1 protein-coding gene is annotated in these 611 nt (G+C 68.1%); it reads right to left on the minus strand.

Annotation, left to right across the window (positions count from 1 at the left end; translation table 11 throughout):
- Positions 1–571 (minus strand): DUF6531 domain-containing protein (locus G3I71_RS52860; protein WP_164324832.1); only part of this gene is annotated, 571 nt, incomplete at its 3' end.
- Positions 572–611: the final 40 nt, after the last annotated feature.

The raw sequence follows: 611 nt of genomic DNA on the forward strand, positions 1-611 counted from the left end.
GATCCTCGACACGCGTCAAACGACCGGAGTGGTCGAACATGAAGGTCTGGCTACCCCGTCGGACGAACCGGTAACTGCCGTCACCCAGTCGCTCGAGGGTCGCGAACACCCGGAGCGGTGCACTGAAGCCTCCGTCGCCGTCGGCCGTGAAGACCGTCGAGGACCCGTTCTCCTGGACCACCTCGATCCACGGGGCGAAGTCCAGGGAGCTACCGCCCGAGGGTGCCAGGCGGATGTCGTAGCCCGTGGACCACCCGTAACCCAGCGAGACCGTCGTCGACGCACGCGTCGTGGCGAACGACCGCGACCAGGACAGTCCAGGGCCCGCCCCGGGCACCTGCAGATCCGACACGGACTCCCAGAACTCACCAGTGACGGAGTTGACTGGATCCCCATGGCAGCGCTGGCTGCACGATCCGGAGAGGTTGGTGCCACCGGCGGTCTCGAAGGGCAGCACCGGGCCGCCGCCGCTCGGAGCGGAGAACCCGTTGCTGCGTGCCTGTACATCGGCGCGCCAGTCGCGCGCGGAGGCAACGACCGCCTGATAGAGGTGCGCACGCCCACTCGGCACACGGATGCTGACTTGGCAGGTGTTGCGGGTGGGTGTCTCG

The sequence above is a fragment of the Streptomyces sp. SID12501 genome, from assembly GCF_010550245.1.
Lineage (GTDB): Bacteria > Actinomycetota > Actinomycetes > Streptomycetales > Streptomycetaceae > Streptomyces.